Consider the following 14795-nt stretch of genomic DNA (forward strand, 5'->3'; position numbering starts at 1 on the left):
TCAGATTCGGACAAGACCTTGCCCAAAAAGCTCCTCGTCATCGACCAGACCCGTGCCCGCCACCTGTGGATTGCTGCGCAGAAGCTCGATAGCGCGGCCCCTTTCGGCCATGGTCCCGCCGCCACATCAGCGGCTATCGCCCATCTTGGCTACGTGCAGATCGACACCATCAATGTCATCGAGCGCTGCCACCACCACATCCTCTTCTCGCGCATTCCCGCCTATCGCCGCAGCGATCTCACCCAGGTCCAGTCATCCGACAAATCGGTGTTCGAATACTGGACCCATGCGCTAAGCTATGTGCCGACATCAGACCTGCCCTTTTTCGTTCCGGCCATGAAGCAATATCGCGAGACGCCCAGCCGCTGGTTCGGCTCGGTGACGCCGGACGAAGTCAAAAAGATGCTGAAGCGTCTGCGGAAAGAGGGGCCACTCTCCATCCGCGACATCGGCGACGATGAACTGGTGGACAAGGATCACCCCTGGGCCAGCCGCAAGCCAAGCAAGCGCGTGCTCGAAATGATGTTCTTCCAGGGCCTGGTGACCGTGGGCGCACGACAGGGCATGGTCAAGACCTACGACCTGCTGGCGCGCCACTTCGGCGCGGTGCCCAAGGCCGCTACACCCCGCCAGATCACCGCCTATCAGCTCGATCGTGCCTTGCGCAGCCAAGGCGTGGTGAGTCTTGATTCCATCTGCCACCTCGACGCGCCGAGCAAGAAGGCGGTCAAGGAACTCATCGATAGGCGCGTCCGGCGCAAATTACTGGTTCCAGTGACCATAGAGGGCGCCGAGAAGGTCCAGCATTGGGCTGCCCCCGAAACGCTCGATGCCCCGGCCACTGAGCCACCCACCCTGGTCCACATCCTCTCGCCCTTCGACCCGCTGATCATTCAGCGCAAGCGGCTCAAGCTGTTTTTCGACTACGACCACCTGTTCGAAGCCTATCTGCCGGCGGCCAAACGCAAGCTGGGCTATTTCGCTTTGCCCATCCTCATGGGCGACCGTATCGTCGCCGCCTTCGATCTCAAGACCGACCGCACCGGCAAGAAACTGCTGATCCAGCAGGCGACCTGGCTGGAGGATGCAGGGGCCGAAGGCCGGGCGGCTGTCGATGCAGCACTGGGGCGTTTCGAGGCGTTTCAGCTGGGAGACTGAACCAGTTCGGCCTTCGCCGCCTTTCCAAACCATTGCCACGCGCGCTAAAAGCCATGCCGCGAAGCGGGGACCACCTATGGCGACTTACACCGATATTGCCCGGCGGGTGTATAACCACACCTGGAAGCTCGATCCGATCGTGCGGAGCCTGCTCGATACCGATTTCTACAAGCTGCTGATGCTGCAGATGATCTGGGGCCTCTACCCCAAGGTCAATGCCACCTTCTCGCTGATCAACCGGACGAAGTCGGTTCGTCTGGCCGACGAGATCGACATCGAGGAATTGCGTGCCCAGCTCGACCATGCCCGCACGCTCCGCTTCACCAAGAAGGAGATGATCTGGCTGGCCGGTAACAGCTTCTACGGCAGCAAGCAGATTTTCGAGCCCGATTTCCTCAAATGGCTGGAGGATTTCCGCCTGCCCGAATACCGGCTGGAAAAGCAGGATGGCCAGTTCGTGCTCGAATTCCCCGGCCTGTGGCTCGAAACCACCATGTGGGAAATCCCGGCCCTCGCCATTATCAACGAGCTGCGCTCCCGCGCTGCCATGAAGCATTACGGGCCATTCGCGCTCGACGTACTCTATGCCCGCGCCAAGGCGCGGATGTGGGAAAAGGTCGAGCGCCTGCAAAAGCTCCCCGATCTCCGGATTTCCGATTTCGGCACCAGACGCCGCCATTCGTTCCTGTGGCAGCGCTGGTGCGTCGAGGCGCTCAAAGAAGGCATTGGCGAGGCCTTTACCGGTACCTCCAATGTCAAGCTGGCCATGGACAACGACCTCGAGGCCTTGGGCACCAATGCCCATGAACTGCCCATGGTGCTGGCCGCCCTGGCCAAGACCGATGAGGCGCTGTTGGCCGCGCCCTATCAGGTGCTCACCGATTGGGAGAGCTATTATGGCGGCAATCTCAAGATCGTGCTGCCCGATGCCTTCGGCACTGACAGCTTCCTGCGCAACGCCCCCGACTGGGTGGCCGACTGGACCGGCTTCCGCCCCGATTCGGCTCCGGCCATCGAGGGCGGCGAGCGCATCATCGCCTGGTGGAAGGAGCGCGGCCGCGACCCGCGTGAAAAACTCCTGATCTTCTCCGACGGGCTCGATGTCGACATGATCGAGGAAGCGTACCTCCATTTCGACGGCAAGGTGCGCATGGCCTTCGGCTGGGGCACCAATCTCACCAACGATTTCGAGGGCTGCGCGCCCGACGGGCCCAATCCCCGGCTCGACCCCATCTCCATCGTCGCCAAGGTCAGCGAGGCCGACGGGCATCCGGCGGTCAAGCTCAGCGACAATCCGGCCAAGGCCACCGGCACGAAGGAAGAAATCGCCCGCTATATCCGCATCTTCGGCGATGCCGGAAGGGTGGAGCATCCGGTAAAGGTCTAGACGCGGCCCGGCAGTTCGGAACGGGACAGGGCAAACTGCAGGGCATAGGCGCCGCGGCGGATCGTCGTGCCGGCACCGCAGGCGATGATGGCATCGTCGCCGATGAGGCTGCGGCGCAGGTCGGTGATCGCGTCCATGCGCGCCGCCTCGACCAGCAGGATCCATTCGGCGCTCTCGCTTGCCCCGCGCAGCCTGGTTTCGGCCGTCTCGGCATGCGAAGCCGATTGCCCCTCCAGCAGGTGCACCCCGACAATGCTCGGCCGGGCGGCAGTCGGCGCGATGACATCGCGGGTCATGGCGGCGACGAAACCATCGCGTTCGACCCGGCTGGAGAGGCGCATGGTCTCGATGACAACGCCGGTACCGCATCCGGCCGATGCCGCCACGCCGCAGACCGTGCGTGACATCTGGGTGAAATGCCGCATGACCTGCTCGGTCCAGGGCGTCGGCTGGTTGAGCGCCGCCATATAGGCATCGGACGTTACGTCGCCCAAGGTCTCGGCCTCGTAGAAATTGAAGAAGCGCGGGCTGCCATCGATCGACATATAGCGCCGGCCCCGCTGGAAGCCGGGCAGGGCGACGCGATCGGGGATATGCTCATGCACATGCCAGTTGAGGAACTCGTCCTCCAGTTCCGGCTTTATGCCGTTCCATATGGCCACAACGGCCTGTCCCAACAAAGTCATGATACCTCACCCGGCAGGCCTGGCTATTGGCCACTGCGCCGGAATTGTGTAACCACTCAACCGGTTATGGCAATCCGGCCCTGGAACCCGCGGGGTTCCTCGGGCATTACCGGCTGTGGAGAACCTTTGGCCTTAGGCGGGTATTAACGTCTTGGGAACCATGCCGGACTAGCGTTCCACAGGGGGCTCCGACAGGGGCCGGTATGACTTTGCAGCTCATCGATATCACCGTCCGCGACAAGCAGGCGCATCCACGCCTTGCTGGCCGCATCACCGGGCACGTCCGGGCGGTGCTGATAGACCAGATGGGCGCCAGCGAGCAGACGCACGAGCTGATCATCCCGGTCTGGGCCGACGTGCAGGATGGCACCAGCGACGCCGATATCGACATGGCGCTCATGGTCAAGGCGGCCGATATCGTCTCCCGCCTCAAGGCGAACCTGAACCCGGCCACCCCGCTCTAGCGGTTGGAAAATTCCTTGATGAAGGTCCGCTGCTCGCTGGAAAGGCCGCCGGTGCGGCGCGGCGGCGGGGCCGCCTCTGCCGCCCGCTCGACCGTGACATGGCGATATTTGGGGGCATGGGCATAGTAGTACGCGGCGCGCTGCAATTCGGCCTCGGCGCGCAGGCGCTTTTCGTCGCGAATGAACCAGATGATCGTCGCGACGACGATTCCCCACATTGCCAGCAATTCCCAAGCCATGGCCGCCTCCGGTTTACCGGATCGGTGATAGCTAATGAAATCTTAACCGCCAAACACAAGTCGGCGTTAGGATTACCGGCTAAAGTTTTATCGATCAGGCCACCGGCAGCTTCTGGCCGCGATTGAGCGCCACCAGCATGGCGCGCACATCGTTTTCGGCGGCCTTGGTCACCAGCTTTCGGTTGTCGGTGTCACGCAGCGGGCGCGGCGTGCCGAAGGCGACGGTCACCTCCTTGACTGGGCCGGCCAGGATTTCCTTGATATTCTGCTTGACCGACTTGGACTTGATCCAGGCGATCAGCGATCGCTCCGTCCGTCCCACCGGCAGGCCCTGTAGCCTGGTATAAGCAATGGTCAGCGGCTGGATCATCACATCGTCCGCCCCGGCCTCGATCATGGCATGCTGCGCCGCGCCCACCAAAGCAGAGCGGAACGGCAGGACATGCGTGCCGATATCGGACTGTCCCTCGGCAAACAGCAATACTGCATTGCCCCCCGCCATATGCGCACCCATTTCCTGCGCGGTGCGCCCGGCGTCGGACCGGCGTGTGCGATCGACGAAAATCGTCTTTTGCAGCCGCGCCATCATGCCGACGAAGAACCATTCGCCCACTTCACGCTTGGCGACGAAGGTCACCTCGGCCACCGAGCCCACGGCGATGATGTCGGTCCACGAAATATGGTTGGAGACCAGCAATGTCGGCCGCCCGGTCGCCGGCTGGCCGATGACCGTGACCCGCATGCCCAGGAAAATGCAGCCGATGCGGTGGAACAGGCGCGGCAACACCCCCCAGAAGGGGAGCTTGAGCGCATTGATCAACGCCTGTGCTGGGATGATGACGATCATCGCCGGCACCAGCACGACGATGAAGAAGACGACGCGGAAGATCATTTTTTGTGTCTGTCGGAGCCGTCAATGGGCACGGCATAGAGTTCGAGCCGGTGGTCGACCAGCCGATAGCCTAGCCGCTTGGCGATGACCTCCTGGATGGCCTCGATTTCCTCGTTGCGGAATTCGATGACGGTGCCACTTCTGATATCGATGAGGTGGTCGTGGTGCTCGTCCGGAATCAGCTCGAACCGCGCGCGTCCATCCTTGAAATCATGCTTGGTCACCAGCCCCGCTTCCTCGAAGAGGTTGACGGTGCGGTAGACGGTCGAGAGCGAGATGCGCTCGTCCACGGCCGAGGCGCGCCGATAGAGTTCCTCGACATCGGGATGGTCGGAGGCGGCCTCGATAACCCGCGCGATGACACGGCGCTGGTCGGTCATCCGCATGCCCTTGGAGACGCAGGCTTCTTCCAGCGTCGGATCAGTCTGGCTTTTGCTCACGCGCGGCTCCTAAACCTCCATCCTGGCCGACCGGGTTACCCAAGATCGCGCGCCATGACAAGCGCGGTCGCCTGCGACCCGTCGGGCTTGGGATAATAGCCCTTGCGGCTGGAAATGACAGCAAAGTCCTGGCGCTGGTAAAGCTTGATGGCCGCCGCATTTTCCTCGCTGACTTCGAGGAACATGCGTTTCGCCGGCGTCAGCAGCAGGTCGTCGAACACCGCCTTCAGCAGCGCCTGCCCGATGCGCTTGCCGCGCCATTTCGGGTCGACCGCGATGGTCAGCAGTTCCGCCTCGTCCGCCACCACCCGGATCAGTGCGAAGCCGGCAATGCGCCGTCTTGCATCGCAGGCGACATAGACCGGCGTATTGGCATCATCAAGGAAGCTCTCGAATTCGCCCACCGGCCAGCCGCGATAAAAGCCTGTCGCATGGATGCGCGCCAGTTCGCGTGCATCACCCATCTTGCCCGGCTCGATATGGAGCCCCGCCGGGGCCATCCACAGCTTGATCATGAATTCTGCCTCTCGATCCGCGCCGCGGTCTGCGGCTTGGCATCGGCATCCCGGATATAGTTCGGCTCGGGCGGATTGCCAGCCGGGTCGAGCGCCGCGCCGAGCCGGGCCAGGGCCGCGATATCGACGAAGGGCGACTCGATCAGCGTCGTCCCGGGCACGATTGCCGCCTGCGCGATGGCCATCGGCAGCAGATCGCCCTGCGTCACCGGCTGCGCCGGCCCGGCAAAGCTCTGGAAATAGGCCTCGCCCCGCCGCGCATCGAGCAGCACCGTCGAAGGCCCCTCGGCACCCAGCGACAGCGCCACAAGGCTCGAAACCCCCACCACCGGAATGCCCCGCGCCAGCCCGATTCCCCGCGCCGCACTGAGCCCGATCCTGAGCCCGGTAAACGAGCCCGGCCCGGTCGTCGTCACCACGCGTCCGAGTTCGGCATAATCCACGCCATTGCGCGCCAGCAGGTCAGCGATCCGCGCAAAGATCAGCTCGGCATGGCCGGTCGCGATCTCGTCCACCGACGTATCGGCGCGCCCGTCACCCAGCAGCAATCCCAACTGCAGGCGCGGCGCGGCGGTATCGATGGCGAGGGTTATGGGAACGTTGTTCATTGCGCCTATATGGTTCAGTAGACCTCATGGTGAGCTTGTCGAACCACGAGGTCATGGCACCATCTAGGGCACGACCTCGTGGTTCGACAAGCTCACCATGAGGTCTGATGGGAGTGCTGAGTTCAAAGTAGCCCTCATGGTGAGCCTGTCGAACCACGAGGGCGTGGCACGATCCCTGCCTTGACGCCTCCCGCCGTCACAGCGACCTTGCCGGCCATGCAATCTGATTCGCCGAAAGCCCCACGATGACCTGGCTGGCTGAAACCGCCATGCTGAGCCATGGCTGGCGCCGTTTCGGGCTGTTGGTGCTGGCCGGCGCCCTTGCCGGCCTCTCCATCCCGCCGCTTTTTATTGTGCCGGCTCTGTTCGTCGCCTTTCCTGTTTGGGTCTGGTGTCTCGATGGCGCCGAAAGGCAGCGCGGCTGGCGCCGCATCCTGGGTTCGGCCTTCACCATCGGCTTCGCCTTCGGCTGGGGCTATTTCACCGTCGCCTTCCACTGGCTGGGGGCTGCCTTCTTTGTCGATGGCGGCATCATGCTGGTGCTCATGCCCTTTGCCATCCTGGCCCTGGCGGCGCTCATCGCCTTTTTCTGGGGTATTGCCTCCGCACTGGCCCATCTGTTCTGGAGCCATGGGCCCTGGCGCATCGTCACGCTCGCCACCTTCCTCACCATGGCCGAATGGGCGCGCGGCCATGTGCTGACCGGCTTCCCCTTCGATCTGCTTGGCTATGCGCTGACCCCGACCGACGAGATGATGCAGATCACCTCGGTCATCGGCATCTATGGCCTGACACTGGTAGCAGCCCTGATTGCTATGACCCCGGCCTTGATCTGGCCCGCCGATGGCCGCAGCCTCAGCCGACGGCTCCTGCCCTTTTTCATCGCCATCGGTGTCATTGCCGCGCAGCTCGGCTATGGCCACAATCGTCTGACCGGCACCGTCGCCACCGAACGATCAGATATCGCCCTGCGCCTCGTGCAGCCCCTGGTCTATGAGCATTCCGATTTCGGCAATGTCGATCCGGTCGCCCTGATCGACCGCCTGCTGATGCTGTCAGACATGCGCATGGACCCCACCGATCAGGGCCTGGCCGATATCTCCCACCTGGTCTGGCCCGAATCCTCGCTGCCCTTTTTCCTCGCTACCTATCCCGAAGCCCTGGCCCGCATCGCCCGGCTCCTGCCCGATGGCGCCACCCTGCTGACCGGCGCGCCGCGCCAGCAATATGAGCCTGGCGCGACCGAGCCCTCCGGCCCGCCCTATAATTCGGTGCTGGCCATCGACACCAATGGCGAGGTCATCGCCTCCTACGACAAGTCCCACCTCGTGCCCTTCGGCGAATTCCTGCCTTTCGGCGCCTTCTTCGCGCAGTTTGGCATCAAGCAGTTCGTGCCCGGCGCCGAAGGCTGGGCCCATGGTGATAGCAGGCGCCGACTGATGAGCCTGCCCGCAACCCCGCCTTTCCTGACGCTGATCTGCTACGAAATTCTGTTCTCCGGCGATCTGGGCGACACCGCTGGTGCGCAATTCCTCTTCAACATCACCAACGACGCCTGGTTCGATGGCTCCATCGGCCCGGCCCAGCATGCCCACCATGCGCGTGTGCGGGCCGTCGAAGAGGGCATGAGCCTCATTCGATCAGCCAATTCGGGCCTTACCTTCGCCACCGATCCGCTCGGCCGCATCACCGCCGAACTCGCCCCCCAGCAGATGGCAGCGCTCGATGTGCGCCCGCATGAGCGGCTGGCCGCAACGGTCTTTTCGCAACTGCGCTACTGGCCGCTGCTCATCGCCCTGGTCGCCGGCCTGCTCATCTCGCTCGTGGCGGCGCGCAGCGGTCGGCGCAGGCGGATTTAGAGCATCGTGCGGAAAAGTGGGTACCGGTTTTCCGCAATAACGATGCGACCACAAGAAAAGAGAGCCGGCGATCTGATTCTTCAGATCGCCGGCTCGGCCATCGCCTTCCCAACGCCCTCTTGCTGTGCCAAGAGGGATGGGATCCAAACGCATGAGCCCAGCCATGACCACAAGACTGCACCGCGGCGACCTGCCGGACCTTTCCCGCTATGGCCGCGAAGTGGCAATCGATACCGAGACCATGGGGCTCAATCCGCATCGCGACCGGCTCTGCGTCGTCCAGCTCTCGCCCGGCGATGGCAGTGCCGATGTCGTGCAGATCCCCCAGGATGCCAGCGAGGCGCCCAACCTGGTCAAGCTCCTGGGCGACCCTGGTGTCACCAAGATTTTCCACTATGCCCGCTTCGATGTCGCCGTGCTCCGCAACCGCTTCGGCGTGGTCACCGGCCCGATCTACTGCACCAAGATCGCCTCCAAGCTGGTCCGCACCTATACCGACCGCCACGGCCTCAAGGACCTGGTGCGCGAGCTGCTCAACGTCGATCTCTCCAAGCAGCAGCAGAGCTCGGATTGGGGCGGCGACAAGCTCACCGATGCCCAGCTCGATTATGCCGCGTCCGACGTGCTCTACCTGCACGATCTCAAGCGCCATCTCGATCGCATGCTGAAGCGCGAAGGCCGCATGGAGCTGGCCCAGTCCTGCTTCGATTTCCTCAAGACGCGCTGCGAGCTGGACCTGCTGGGCTGGGGCGAAACCGATATCTTCGCCCATAGCTAAAGCTCGGGGAAAATATGAACCTGCACGCAGATGCGACGGAGCGGCTGGCAATCTACCGGGGCCTCCAGGCCCGCAACCGCATCGTCGCCATTCTGCGCGTCGGCGTCCCGGCCCTCGGTGTGGTCGCCTTTGCCGCGCTGATGCTGCAGATTTACATATCGAGCCGCATCAGCCGCTTCGGCGTCGGCCAGATCGTGATGTCTTCCGACAGCGTGACCGTCGAAACGCCCGAATATTCCGGCCTGCTCGACGACGGCACAGCCTATCGCGTTTCGGCCATAGCGGCCCAGGCCGCCGTTGACGCCACCGATCGCATTGCGCTCAGCGAGGCCGCGCTGACCATGCTCAAGCCCGATGGCGTGACCATAGAGGTCAACGCCCGCTCCGCCCTCCTCGACACCACCAATCAGGTGGTCGAGATCGCCGGCGTGGCCGAAGTCAGCAATTCGCTCGGCACCACCGGCCTGCTGCGCAATTCCGTGTTCGACTATGAGCGGCAATATCTCACCGGCAATGGCCCCGTCAGCATCGACTACGAAGACGGCACCGAACTGGAGGCCGAAGGCCTGACCTATGATGCCACCGCCATGATCTGGACATTCACCCGCGCCACCGTCACCCTGCCCGATACGCCCCGAGCCAGCGAACCAGCAATGGAAAGCCCATGATCAAGCGCCTCTTTCTGGCCGTTGCACTGGCCATCCTCGCGCATCCGGCCCTGGCCCAGCAGGAGGTCCAGATCACGGCCGATCTTTTCACGGTCGATGAAAACACCCGGGAATCCGTGTTCACCGGCAATGTGGTCGTGATCCATCCCAATGTGAAAGTCTGGGCCGAAAAGGTCGTCGCCGTCTATGGCGAGGACGGCCCCAGTGATGTTGAAAGCTTTGTCGCCTCGGGCTCGGTGCGCCTGGAAACCGACGAGCAGAATGCCACCGGCGACCAGGCGGTGTTCACCCCCGGCGACCAATTGCTGCGCCTCACCGGCAATGTGCAGGTGATCAATGCCAGCGGCACCATCGACGCGGGCGAACTGGTGGTGAACCTGGCCACCAATGTCTCGACCTTTACCAGCAGCGGCAGTGGCGGGCGCGTCACCGGGGTCTTTACCTCGCAATGAGTGACGCTTCGGGCAAACCGCGCATCGACCAGACCGGCTGGCTTGTCGCCCATGGCCTGGCCAAGAGTTTTGGCAAGCGCGTCGTGGTGCGCGATGTTTCCATCGCCGTGCGCCGCGGCGAAGCCGTGGGTCTGCTCGGCCCCAATGGCGCCGGCAAGACCACGGTCTTCACCATGATCATGGGGCTGGTAAAGCCTGATGCCGGCTCGATCAGCCTCGATGGCCACGTCATTACCCGTCTGCCGCTGTTCCAGCGCGGTCAATTGGGCATCGGCTATCTGCCGCAGGAACCCTCGATTTTCCGTGGTCTCACGGTGCGCGGCAATATCCTGGCCGTGCTGGAAAATCACGTGAAGGGCAAGGCCGAGCGCCAGGCACGGCTCGCTGCCCTGCTCGAGGAATTCTCGATTCAGCACCTCGCCAATTCCAATGCGCTGGCTCTGTCCGGCGGTGAACGGCGCCGCGTCGAGATCGCCCGGGCCTTGGCTGCCGATCCGGCCTTCATGCTGCTGGACGAACCCTTTGCCGGTGTCGATCCCATCGCTGTCAACGAGGTCAAGGGCCTTGTCCGCCAGCTCACCCGCCGCGGCATTGGCGTGCTGATCACCGACCACGCCGTGCGCGAAACCCTCGGCCTGGTCGACCGCGCCTATGTCATCCATGGCGGCAAGGTGATGATCCAGGGCCGCCCCGAAACCATCAGCGCCGACCCCGATGCGCGCCGCGTCTATCTCGGCGAGGGCTTCGAACTCTAGGTCACGAAACCGTGTCCAAACTTGGCACGGAACTTGCCCTTCGGCTTGCCCGCTGCCCATAAATCAGTCATGGTCCCGCGCAAAGCCGCCGGAAACGGTACGACTATCCGCCGAGGGTCTTGATTGAATGGCACTTTCGCCGCGTCTTGAATTCCGCCAGGCCCAAAGCCTGACGCTGACGCCGCAACTGATGCAGTCGATCCGGCTGCTGCAGCTCAGCCATCTTGAACTCAATGACTTCGTCGATGCCGAATTGCTGCGCAATCCCCTGCTGGAGCGCGAGGACGGCAGCGAGCCCGGCGATGCCGACGCGGTCGAAATCCCCGAACGCTCCACCGAAATCAGCGCCTATGAGGACACGGTAGATCGCGGCGAACGCATTCAGGACGCCACCTCCATTGCCGATGGCTACGATACGGCCGTGGAAAACGTCTTCCCTGACCAGGGCGCGCAGGACCAGCTCAATCCGCAGAGCCGGCTCGACCGCAATGGCGCCAGCGAGGTCGGCGAAGCCCCCGATATCGACCAGTTCGTCGCCGCTCGCCCCCTGCTGTCGGAGCATCTGGAGGCGCAGGCCAATATGCTGCTGCGCACCGCCGCCGACCGGCTGATCGCCCGCCACCTCATCGATGGTCTCAACGAGGCCGGCTATCTCATCACCGATCTCGATGCCCTGGCGGAGCAACTCGGCGCCGAGCGTGCCGAGATAGAAGCCGTGCTCGAAGCCCTCCAGGGCTCCGATCCCATCGGGGTCTTTGCCCGTTCCGTGCCCGAATGCCTCGCCATCCAGCTCCGGGACAAGGACCGTCTCGACCCGATGATGCAGGCCCTGCTCGACAATATCGGCATGCTGGCCGAGCACGATATGGCCGGGCTGATGCGTGCTGTCGGCTGCGATCGCGAAGACTTGATGGACATGCTGGCCGAAATCCGCCAGCTCGATCCCAAGCCGGGCCTCGCCTTCGATAGCGGCCCCGTCGAATCGGTCGTGCCCGATGTTTTCGTGCGCCGCGGTCCTGATGGCGCCTGGCAGATCGAGCTCAACAGCGAAGTGCTGCCCCGGGTGCTGGTCAACCGCGTCTACTACGCCACTGTGACCGGCAAGACCCGCGATGCGGCCGAAAAGTCGTTCCTGTCCGATTGCCTCGCCACCGCCAACTGGCTCACCAAGAGCCTCGATCAGCGGGCCCAGACCATTCTCAAGGTCGCCGCCGAAATCGTGCGCCAGCAGGATGGCTTTCTCACCCACGGCATCGCCCATCTCAAGCCCATGACGCTCAAGATGGTCGCCGAGACTATCGACATGCATGAATCGACGGTGAGCCGCGTCACCTCGAACAAATATATGGCCACGCCGCGCGGCCTCTACGAGATGAAATACTTCTTCACCACCGCCATCGCCTCCAGCGACGGCGGTGGCGATCATTCGGCGGAAGCCGTGCGCCACCGCATCCGCCAGCTCATCGATGCCGAGGTTTTGAGCAATATCCTCTCCGACGACACTATCGCCGAAATGCTCAAGCAGGAGCAGGGCATCGACGTCGCCCGGCGCACCGTCGCCAAATACCGCGAGGGCATGAACATCCCCTCCTCGGTCATGCGCCGGCGGCAGAAGAAAAATCTGGAACAGGTGGGTTGATCGGGGCGTGGCATGATCGTGGGTGCCCGACACCCCGCAAATCACGTCCCCGGCAAATCGCTCGCGAAGGCTAAGGCCATTGTATGGCGATGTCCAAAGGATAAACGACCCGTCAGGGAGTCTTGCGCATTGCCTCACCGGCTCGGGCGGGGCTAGCATCATGGTTGCTGCCTACCCACATCCATTGGACAGGCAGCAGACGTGATCCCGAAATCCGGGAACCGGCTTTCGAGATCCTCGCGTCCTAACGACAGAAGGAAGAGCAAGCCATGACTTTACGCGTTTCGGGAAAGAACATGGATGTTGGCGATGCCCTGCGCGGCAAGGCGCAGGACCATTTCGCGGCCGTGGTCGGGAAATATTTCGACGGCGGTTATGACGGCCATCTCACCCTCACCCCCGATGGCATCGGCTTCCGCGCCGACTGCGTCGTCCACCTCGATACCGGCGCGACTTTGCAGGCCAGCGCCAAGGGGGCGACGCTACCAGCGCTTATGAAATCATGGCGGTCAACATCGAGAAACGCCTGCGCCGCTACAACCGCAAGCTTCGGCAGCGCCCGCGCGGCGCCGATGGCGAGGCCGATGGCCTGACCGCTCAATATACCGTGTTCGGCATGGCCGATGACCTCGATGAGCTCGACGAGGACTATGCGCCGCCGGTCATTGCCGAAACCACGAAAAACCTGCGCCAGCTCAGTGTTGAGGAGGCCGTTATGGAGCTGGATTTGACCGGTGGACAGGTGGTGATGTTCCGTCACGCTGGACATGGCGGGCTGAATGTGGTCTATCGCCGCTCCGACGGCAATATAGGCTGGATTGATCCGGCCCTCGGGGCGAATTGAGCGCCACCGACGCCAAGTTCACCGTGGTTTATTCTAGGGCAGAGTAATGGAATTGGCCGATATCCTGGCTGACCGCGCCGTGCTTTGTTGCACGGGCGTAACAACAAAACGCCAGTTGTTTGAAGACCTTGCCGAACGGGCAGCGGAAATCACCGGGCACGATGCCGCCGAAATTCTCGAGGCGATCGTCAGCCGGGAAGAGTTGGGTTCGACTGGCCTGGGCAATGGTATTGCTATTCCCCATGGCAAGGTTGCCGGACTCAAGGGCGTCACCGCCCTGGTCGCCCGGCTGGACCAGCCGATCGATTTCGATTCGGTCGATGACCAGCCGGTCGATATCGTGGTGATGCTGCTGGCGCCGACAGGTGCCGGTGCCGATCATTTGAAGGCCCTGTCGCGCGTGGCGCGGCTGCTGCGCACCGAATCGGTGATCGAGGACCTGCGGCGTGCCGAAGGCCCGGAACAGCTCCGCGCCATCTTCACCGCACCCCTGGCGACCCACTACGCCGCCTGATCGGGCGGCCTGAAACACAAAGACCCTCGGACCATCTGGCCCGAGGGTCTTTTGTTGAGTCAGCGAGCGCTAATGCAGCGTCGCCAGCCCCAGATTCTTGTCGCCGAGCCAGTCGGTCACGGCTTCTTCGGTGTCGGTCACCAGCAGCGGCGTGCCATCGGCCGACATCAGCAGCTGATATTCCGCTGCCGCGTCGAATTCGGCATCGTGGATCATCGTTGACAGGATCGCCCCGCTCACCGGTCGCATATAGGCGACGGCGTCACCACCCAAAGCGGCGAACTGTGCGCGCGTCAGGGACTTGAGGGGATGGATCAGCGCTTCGGCTGCGGCCTCGTCATTGCGTTTTTCATACATCTGTCGGCCCTTTCCTCATATTGAGCGAATGTCGATACGTCGGGCGATCTTGGGCGTCCGGGGACGCTCTACTGCAACAACGAGCATACCATGCCCCAAAGTTGCATCCTTCACGATCATGCCATCAGCCAGTATGAACGAACGCTGAAACTGCCGTGCGGCGATACCGCGATGCAGAAATTCCCGGCCCGGTTCATCCTTCTGCCTGCCGCGGACCACGATCTGGTTGTCCTCGGCCAGCACTTCGAGCTCGCTGGCGCCAAAGCCGGCTACGGCAATGGAGATCAGGAACCTTTCGGTGCCTTCGGCATCTATCGTGCGCTCGATATTGTAGGGCGGGTATCCGTCGGCGGACTTGGCCAGCCGGTCTATCCTCTCCTCGAAGCTGTCGAAGCCGAGGAGAAAGGGAGCGGAAAACACTGAAATACGCGACATCCACGCCGTCCTTGATTATCAAGCAACGTATCGGTGCGGACCCGCTGAATTCCGGCATCGCACACCTGACCAGAGATATGGGACAAGCCGGGGTCCCGTTCAAGA

General features: G+C 63.0%; 19 protein-coding genes and 1 pseudogene. 12 read left to right on the forward strand and 8 right to left on the reverse strand.

Features of this window, described 5'->3' with window-relative positions:
• Window positions 1–18 precede the first annotated feature (18 nt).
• Window positions 19–1158, forward strand: a complete 1140-nt coding sequence (locus FPZ08_RS17420) for a winged helix-turn-helix domain-containing protein (RefSeq protein WP_146291328.1) — start codon at window positions 19–21, stop codon at window positions 1156–1158.
• Window positions 1159–1234: 76 nt separating this feature from the next.
• Window positions 1235–2545, forward strand: coding sequence for a nicotinate phosphoribosyltransferase (pncB, locus tag FPZ08_RS17425; RefSeq protein WP_146291330.1), 1311 nt, complete (start codon window positions 1235–1237; stop codon window positions 2543–2545).
• On the opposite strand, the gene FPZ08_RS17430 is transcribed toward pncB, so the two are convergent.
• Complete coding sequence (locus FPZ08_RS17430; protein WP_146291332.1) at window positions 2542–3231, reverse strand: DUF4286 family protein; 690 nt, start codon at window positions 3229–3231, stop codon at window positions 2542–2544. The two genes, pncB and FPZ08_RS17430, sit on opposite strands and share 4 nt — an antisense overlap.
• A 203-nt stretch (window positions 3232–3434) precedes the next feature.
• On the opposite strand from FPZ08_RS17430, the gene FPZ08_RS17435 reads away from it, so the two are divergent.
• On the forward strand, window positions 3435–3695 hold the full coding sequence (locus tag FPZ08_RS17435) for a hypothetical protein (protein WP_146291334.1): 261 nt from the start codon (window positions 3435–3437) through the stop codon (window positions 3693–3695).
• Here the strand turns inward: FPZ08_RS17435 and FPZ08_RS17440 are convergent.
• The 5 genes from FPZ08_RS17440 to tsaB form a co-directional block, all read right to left on the reverse strand.
• A complete protein-coding gene (locus FPZ08_RS17440) occupies window positions 3692–3934 on the reverse strand; it encodes a hypothetical protein (protein ID WP_146291336.1) in 243 nt (80 codons plus the stop codon). The genes FPZ08_RS17435 and FPZ08_RS17440 overlap by 4 nt on opposite strands.
• 94 nt (window positions 3935–4028) lie before the next feature.
• The gene (locus FPZ08_RS17445) at window positions 4029–4826 is read right to left on the reverse strand and encodes a lysophospholipid acyltransferase family protein (protein WP_146291338.1); all 798 of its coding nucleotides are present in this window, start codon (window positions 4824–4826) and stop codon (window positions 4029–4031) included.
• Window positions 4823–5212: a Fur family transcriptional regulator gene (locus FPZ08_RS17450; RefSeq protein ID WP_146293259.1), complete on the reverse strand. Its 390-nt coding sequence runs from the start codon at window positions 5210–5212 to the stop codon at window positions 4823–4825. Before FPZ08_RS17450 ends, FPZ08_RS17445 begins: the two co-directional genes overlap by 4 nt.
• Before the next feature lie 89 nt (window positions 5213–5301).
• Complete coding sequence (gene rimI / locus FPZ08_RS17455) at window positions 5302–5781, reverse strand: ribosomal protein S18-alanine N-acetyltransferase (RefSeq protein WP_146291341.1); 480 nt, start codon at window positions 5779–5781, stop codon at window positions 5302–5304.
• The gene (gene tsaB / locus FPZ08_RS17460; RefSeq protein WP_146291343.1) at window positions 5778–6389 is read right to left on the reverse strand and encodes a tRNA (adenosine(37)-N6)-threonylcarbamoyltransferase complex dimerization subunit type 1 TsaB; all 612 of its coding nucleotides are present in this window, start codon (window positions 6387–6389) and stop codon (window positions 5778–5780) included. Before tsaB ends, rimI begins: the two co-directional genes overlap by 4 nt.
• 245 nt (window positions 6390–6634) lie before the next feature.
• Here tsaB and lnt point away from each other — a divergent pair, with 245 nt between their 5' ends.
• The 9 genes and pseudogenes from lnt to FPZ08_RS17500 all read left to right on the forward strand — a co-directional run bounded on the left by lnt (window position 6635) and on the right by FPZ08_RS17500 (window position 13898).
• On the forward strand, window positions 6635–8248 hold the full coding sequence (gene lnt, locus FPZ08_RS17465) for an apolipoprotein N-acyltransferase (RefSeq protein WP_146291346.1): 1614 nt from the start codon (window positions 6635–6637) through the stop codon (window positions 8246–8248).
• 163 nt (window positions 8249–8411) lie between these two features.
• A complete protein-coding gene (locus FPZ08_RS17470; RefSeq protein ID WP_146291348.1) occupies window positions 8412–9026 on the forward strand; it encodes a ribonuclease D in 615 nt (204 codons plus the stop codon).
• Between the two features lie 14 nt (window positions 9027–9040).
• Window positions 9041–9694 carry a hypothetical protein gene (locus FPZ08_RS17475; protein ID WP_146291350.1) on the forward strand — a complete coding sequence of 218 codons (654 nt, stop codon included), beginning with the start codon at window positions 9041–9043 and terminating at the stop codon, window positions 9692–9694.
• Complete coding sequence (locus tag FPZ08_RS17480) at window positions 9691–10146, forward strand: LptA/OstA family protein (RefSeq protein WP_146291352.1); 456 nt, start codon at window positions 9691–9693, stop codon at window positions 10144–10146. Before FPZ08_RS17475 ends, FPZ08_RS17480 begins: the two co-directional genes overlap by 4 nt.
• Window positions 10140–10901 (forward strand): annotated as a pseudogene (gene lptB, locus FPZ08_RS17485) (LPS export ABC transporter ATP-binding protein); the annotation flags it as partial. The gene FPZ08_RS17480 and the pseudogene lptB, both read left to right, overlap by 7 nt.
• 127 nt (window positions 10902–11028) lie before the next feature.
• On the forward strand, window positions 11029–12540 hold the full coding sequence (gene rpoN, locus FPZ08_RS17490) for an RNA polymerase factor sigma-54 (protein WP_146291356.1): 1512 nt from the start codon (window positions 11029–11031) through the stop codon (window positions 12538–12540).
• A gap of 269 nt (window positions 12541–12809) precedes the next feature.
• On the forward strand, window positions 12810–13133 hold the full coding sequence (locus tag FPZ08_RS22845; protein WP_342780142.1) for an HPF/RaiA family ribosome-associated protein: 324 nt from the start codon (window positions 12810–12812) through the stop codon (window positions 13131–13133).
• Window positions 13043–13384 (forward strand): sigma 54 modulation/S30EA ribosomal C-terminal domain-containing protein, encoded by a 342-nt coding sequence (locus tag FPZ08_RS22850; RefSeq protein ID WP_342780143.1) that lies wholly within the window; start codon window positions 13043–13045, stop codon window positions 13382–13384. Before FPZ08_RS22845 ends, FPZ08_RS22850 begins: the two co-directional genes overlap by 91 nt.
• Before the next feature lie 46 nt (window positions 13385–13430).
• The gene (locus FPZ08_RS17500) at window positions 13431–13898 is read left to right on the forward strand and encodes a PTS sugar transporter subunit IIA (protein ID WP_146291358.1); all 468 of its coding nucleotides are present in this window, start codon (window positions 13431–13433) and stop codon (window positions 13896–13898) included.
• Between the two features lie 69 nt (window positions 13899–13967).
• Here FPZ08_RS17500 and FPZ08_RS17505 read toward each other — a convergent pair whose 3' ends face one another.
• Window positions 13968–14255, reverse strand: coding sequence for a DUF1150 family protein (locus tag FPZ08_RS17505; protein ID WP_146291370.1), 288 nt, complete (start codon window positions 14253–14255; stop codon window positions 13968–13970).
• A gap of 15 nt (window positions 14256–14270) precedes the next feature.
• Complete coding sequence (locus FPZ08_RS17510; RefSeq protein WP_146291372.1) at window positions 14271–14690, reverse strand: Hsp20 family protein; 420 nt, start codon at window positions 14688–14690, stop codon at window positions 14271–14273.
• Window positions 14691–14795 lie beyond the last annotated feature (105 nt).

This window comes from Devosia ginsengisoli (assembly GCF_007859655.1).
Classification (GTDB): domain Bacteria; phylum Pseudomonadota; class Alphaproteobacteria; order Rhizobiales; family Devosiaceae; genus Devosia; species Devosia ginsengisoli.

What these genes read in the sequence shown, in the direction of transcription:
- FPZ08_RS17475 (WP_146291350.1), top strand. Translation starts at nt 9,041, where the DNA reads ATGAACCTGCACGCAGATGCGACGGAGCGGCTGGCAATCTACCGGGGC.
- FPZ08_RS17480 (WP_146291352.1), top strand. Translation starts at nt 9,691, where the DNA reads ATGATCAAGCGCCTCTTTCTGGCCGTTGCACTGGCCATCCTCGCGCAT.
- FPZ08_RS22850 (WP_342780143.1), top strand. Translation starts at nt 13,043, where the DNA reads ATGGCGGTCAACATCGAGAAACGCCTGCGCCGCTACAACCGCAAGCTT.
- FPZ08_RS17500 (WP_146291358.1), top strand. Translation starts at nt 13,431, where the DNA reads ATGGAATTGGCCGATATCCTGGCTGACCGCGCCGTGCTTTGTTGCACG.
- tsaB (WP_146291343.1), bottom strand. Translation starts at nt 6,389, where the DNA reads ATGAACAACGTTCCCATAACCCTCGCCATCGATACCGCCGCGCCGCGC.
- rpoN (WP_146291356.1), top strand. Translation starts at nt 11,029, where the DNA reads ATGGCACTTTCGCCGCGTCTTGAATTCCGCCAGGCCCAAAGCCTGACG.
- rimI (WP_146291341.1), bottom strand. Translation starts at nt 5,781, where the DNA reads ATGATCAAGCTGTGGATGGCCCCGGCGGGGCTCCATATCGAGCCGGGC.
- FPZ08_RS17445 (WP_146291338.1), bottom strand. Translation starts at nt 4,826, where the DNA reads ATGATCTTCCGCGTCGTCTTCTTCATCGTCGTGCTGGTGCCGGCGATG.
- pncB (WP_146291330.1), top strand. Translation starts at nt 1,235, where the DNA reads ATGGCGACTTACACCGATATTGCCCGGCGGGTGTATAACCACACCTGG.
- FPZ08_RS17435 (WP_146291334.1), top strand. Translation starts at nt 3,435, where the DNA reads ATGACTTTGCAGCTCATCGATATCACCGTCCGCGACAAGCAGGCGCAT.
- FPZ08_RS17440 (WP_146291336.1), bottom strand. Translation starts at nt 3,934, where the DNA reads ATGGCTTGGGAATTGCTGGCAATGTGGGGAATCGTCGTCGCGACGATC.
- lnt (WP_146291346.1), top strand. Translation starts at nt 6,635, where the DNA reads ATGACCTGGCTGGCTGAAACCGCCATGCTGAGCCATGGCTGGCGCCGT.
- FPZ08_RS17450 (WP_146293259.1), bottom strand. Translation starts at nt 5,212, where the DNA reads ATGCGGATGACCGACCAGCGCCGTGTCATCGCGCGGGTTATCGAGGCC.
- FPZ08_RS17470 (WP_146291348.1), top strand. Translation starts at nt 8,412, where the DNA reads ATGACCACAAGACTGCACCGCGGCGACCTGCCGGACCTTTCCCGCTAT.
- FPZ08_RS17510 (WP_146291372.1), bottom strand. Translation starts at nt 14,690, where the DNA reads ATGTCGCGTATTTCAGTGTTTTCCGCTCCCTTTCTCCTCGGCTTCGAC.
- FPZ08_RS22845 (WP_342780142.1), top strand. Translation starts at nt 12,810, where the DNA reads ATGACTTTACGCGTTTCGGGAAAGAACATGGATGTTGGCGATGCCCTG.
- FPZ08_RS17505 (WP_146291370.1), bottom strand. Translation starts at nt 14,255, where the DNA reads ATGTATGAAAAACGCAATGACGAGGCCGCAGCCGAAGCGCTGATCCAT.
- FPZ08_RS17430 (WP_146291332.1), bottom strand. Translation starts at nt 3,231, where the DNA reads ATGACTTTGTTGGGACAGGCCGTTGTGGCCATATGGAACGGCATAAAG.